We start from the raw sequence: 2991 nt of genomic DNA on the forward strand, positions 1-2991 counted from the left end.
CGAAATGGGCTTGGGTGCGTTGCGAAACGTTTCTTTAAAAAAAGCTCGTGAATTGGCAAACCAATGGCGTTCTATTTTGCACGAGGGTCGTGACCTCATTAAAGAACGCAATAAACAAAAGTGTGAGGCAATGCGTAATCTCCATTATTTAAAAGACATTGCTTTAGATGCTTTTGAAAGTCGTAAAGCTGAACTAAAAGGTGACGGTAAAGATGGAACTTGGTTTTTACCATTACGCCTTCATATTCTTCCCAAATTAGGCTGTTTGCCCGTTTCAGAGATTACTCAAACAGAGATACGCAATGTGCTTGCCCCTATTTGGCATACAAAAGCTAAAACTGCTCGAACAGCATTGATGCGTCTTAATCTTTGTCTTAAACATGCGGCTGCCTTAGGATTGGATGTTGATTTACAGGCAACAGAAAAAGCACAAGCTTTATTAGGCAAACAACGCCATAAGATCACGAATAGACCAGCTATGGATTGGAAAGATGTCCCCGCCTTTTATCAAACGCTTTGTAAAACAACAACCATAACATATCTGGCATTACGTTTGCTTATTTTGACAGGCGTTCGCACATATCCTTTGCGTCATATTCATAAAGATCAAGTTGATGGGGATCTATGGACTATTCCTGCTGAGAATATGAAAGGAAAGCGTGATACAACAACAGAGTTTCGCGTGCCCTTATCAACAGAGGCATTAGAAATCTTGAAACAAGCCCGCTCGCTTTCTCGCAATGATTTCTTTTTTTCTGCAACCGGTCGCGGTCCCCTTGCTGAACGCTGTATGTCACAATATATGCAACGCGCTGGTCTTGAAGCCTGCCCCCATGGTTTTCGCTCTAGTTTACGCGATTGGCTTGCTGAAACAACTGATGCCCCCTATGAGGTCGCTGAAACCATTCTAAGTCATACAGTAGGAGGACAAGTAGAGCGTGCCTATCGTCGTACTGACTATCTAGAACAGCGCCGTGTCTATATGGATAAATGGGCGGTTTATGTCACGGGGCAATCTTAACAGATGGGGTGCATAACCCCATCATCTGTGGATAACTTTCTCTCTCTGTTCTCTCATATCATCTCAATAAGATTCATAAATTATCACATCAGAAAAACTATAATAAAACACTGTTTTTTATAGATTAAATACCTTTCAAATGATGCAAAAATATGGTTAATAAATGCTTATGATTTGTTTTCATTTTTTGAGACTGAGGGGATTCTAGTATGACAGAAAATGATGTTCTCTTTAAAGTTTGGTTTTTTATCGCGTTGGTTACAATCGGATCATATCAATGTCATCGAGCAAGCGAAACAGCAACGTTATAACGACGCAGCATTAAAAAACTTGTCATGTAAATCCAGCCTCGGTTAAACTGCTTAATGCCTCCAGTGGATTACCCCCAATGGCTTTTGCTTCAAAATGCGCATCTCCTGTAATCGAACCTTCACTTGCCTCGTTGTGGAGTTGATCGACCACCAGATTTAAACTGCCACCCGCGTGGATAAAGGAGGACACTGCTTTATCCCCCTACATCATTCGTGCTTTTGTCCAACTCCCTTTTTAAGGATGGATAGGACGCTTGGATGGTCGCTTTTGTAAAGCTTTTTTTGTTTGTTGACGTTTTCTTTCATTCTCAAAGTGAGCTATCATGGCCCGTTCCTTCTTGCTCGTATTACTTAGACCAAAAGTGTCATTATCCATAAATTTCTGATATCCAGCTATCATGAGATCGGTTAGGAACGAGTCACTTTTCGGAGGTTGTGTAAAATAAATCCCTTTTGAATCTTGCAATTTATATCGGAAACCTGCTTTTTTCATGCACTCATAAACTGAAACAAATTCACTTGCGTACGAATTCATATCACTAGAAGAAGCATAAACCGGTTTCCAGCCACATTTTAAAAGTGATTGTTCAATTACAGCCCTATCTGTTCCAGACTTTTCCCATAAAGCCAATGTTGATGGGGGAGGAGTTCCTAACTGACATCCAGCCATACTTAATAAAGCCATGCTGCTCAACAGTTTTAAGATTTTTTTCATTTTCTCCCTCCTTCAATGGGTTTCTTTACGATGAGAAGGCTCGTAAGCCTGTTGATATTTTTTGTCACCGCTGTTTAAAACAACGGTGAACAATATTGAGATGGTGGATTGAGGAAACAATCCCGCCATTCCAAGCAAAAGCAAGGATGGGGGATTGTTGATTATCAGCAGCAAGGATTAAGGTTTGCATTCAGGTTGTACTGGACTTTTTTTACAAAACGGGCTATTTAAGCGCTTCTTGACACTTCGTTGTGGAATGACAGCGCCAGGCTGACAAATGGGAAGGTTTTCCTCTTTAAAAGTATAACATGGCCCCCCCACCCTCGACACTGCTTTATCTTTATAGCGAAACCCTGCTTGAATCATACATGCATAAATTGTTGCTTTCGCATTGATGCTCACCTCTCTATTTTCTGAATCCTCATCATAAGGTGTTGGCATTCCACATTCTAACAGTGCTTTTCCTACCTCAGTAAAGTCTGCTCCCGGCTTCAACCACCCGTATACTTCCCCTGGAGGAGGAGCAAAAAAACCCTCACATCCAGCGAGACTTAACAGAATAAGCCAACTCAATAATTTAAACAATGTATTCATTTTTTTCTCCATAAATAACCTAAACCTAAATAATCTAAAATTGCATAAGGTGAATAAATTGCTATAGTATGAGGTTTCCCATAAGCATCTTGACATTTTTTCCCCGCATTACCATAACAACTATGGGTACTAGGGTAAGAGCCTAATAGCGCTCCCCCTACCTCTCTCATTGGAATTGCTGGTGGAAATAATAAATAGGGAAACTCGAAGGGTACCTTATAAAAAGTAGGTGGATTGTGACCAATGCTTATACCAATGGGGTCAAATAGATGGTTTTGTAAGTAAATATGATATTTCTTGCCATCGCTTACGAAATATATTGCATTCGCTACCGATACAGCGTTATCAGC

5 protein-coding genes are annotated in these 2991 nt (G+C 40.5%); 1 reads left to right on the forward strand and 4 read right to left on the reverse strand.

Annotated elements, in window-relative coordinates; genetic code table 11:
* Positions 1-1021: site-specific integrase (locus MCO_RS04930; protein ID WP_007552996.1), on the forward strand; the 1021-nt coding region annotated here is incomplete at its 5' end.
* Positions 1022-1354: 333 nt separating this feature from the next.
* Here the strand turns inward: MCO_RS04930 and MCO_RS10585 are convergent.
* The 4 genes from MCO_RS10585 to MCO_RS10835 all read right to left on the reverse strand — a co-directional run.
* Positions 1355-1522 carry a hypothetical protein gene (locus MCO_RS10585; protein ID WP_007552994.1) on the reverse strand — a complete coding sequence of 56 codons (168 nt, stop codon included), beginning with the start codon at positions 1520-1522 and terminating at the stop codon, positions 1355-1357.
* Positions 1523-1567: 45 nt separating this feature from the next.
* The gene (locus MCO_RS04935; RefSeq protein WP_007552997.1) at positions 1568-2047 is read right to left on the reverse strand and encodes a hypothetical protein; all 480 of its coding nucleotides are present in this window, start codon (positions 2045-2047) and stop codon (positions 1568-1570) included.
* Positions 2048-2224: 177 nt separating this feature from the next.
* Positions 2225-2641 carry a hypothetical protein gene (locus tag MCO_RS04940; RefSeq protein ID WP_007552998.1) on the reverse strand — a complete coding sequence of 139 codons (417 nt, stop codon included), beginning with the start codon at positions 2639-2641 and terminating at the stop codon, positions 2225-2227.
* On the reverse strand, positions 2638-2991 hold a 354-nt coding region (locus MCO_RS10835; protein ID WP_007553000.1), incomplete at its 5' end, for a hypothetical protein. The genes MCO_RS04940 and MCO_RS10835, both read right to left, overlap by 4 nt.

The sequence above is a fragment of the Bartonella sp. DB5-6 genome (assembly GCF_000278115.1).
Classification (GTDB): Bacteria; Pseudomonadota; Alphaproteobacteria; order Rhizobiales; family Rhizobiaceae; genus Bartonella; species Bartonella refiksaydamii.

Coding starts and splice junctions, on each gene's coding strand:
- MCO_RS04935 (WP_007552997.1), bottom strand. CDS start 2,047: ATGAAAAAAATCTTAAAACTGTTGAGCAGCATGGCTTTATTAAGTATG.
- MCO_RS04940 (WP_007552998.1), bottom strand. CDS start 2,641: ATGAATACATTGTTTAAATTATTGAGTTGGCTTATTCTGTTAAGTCTC.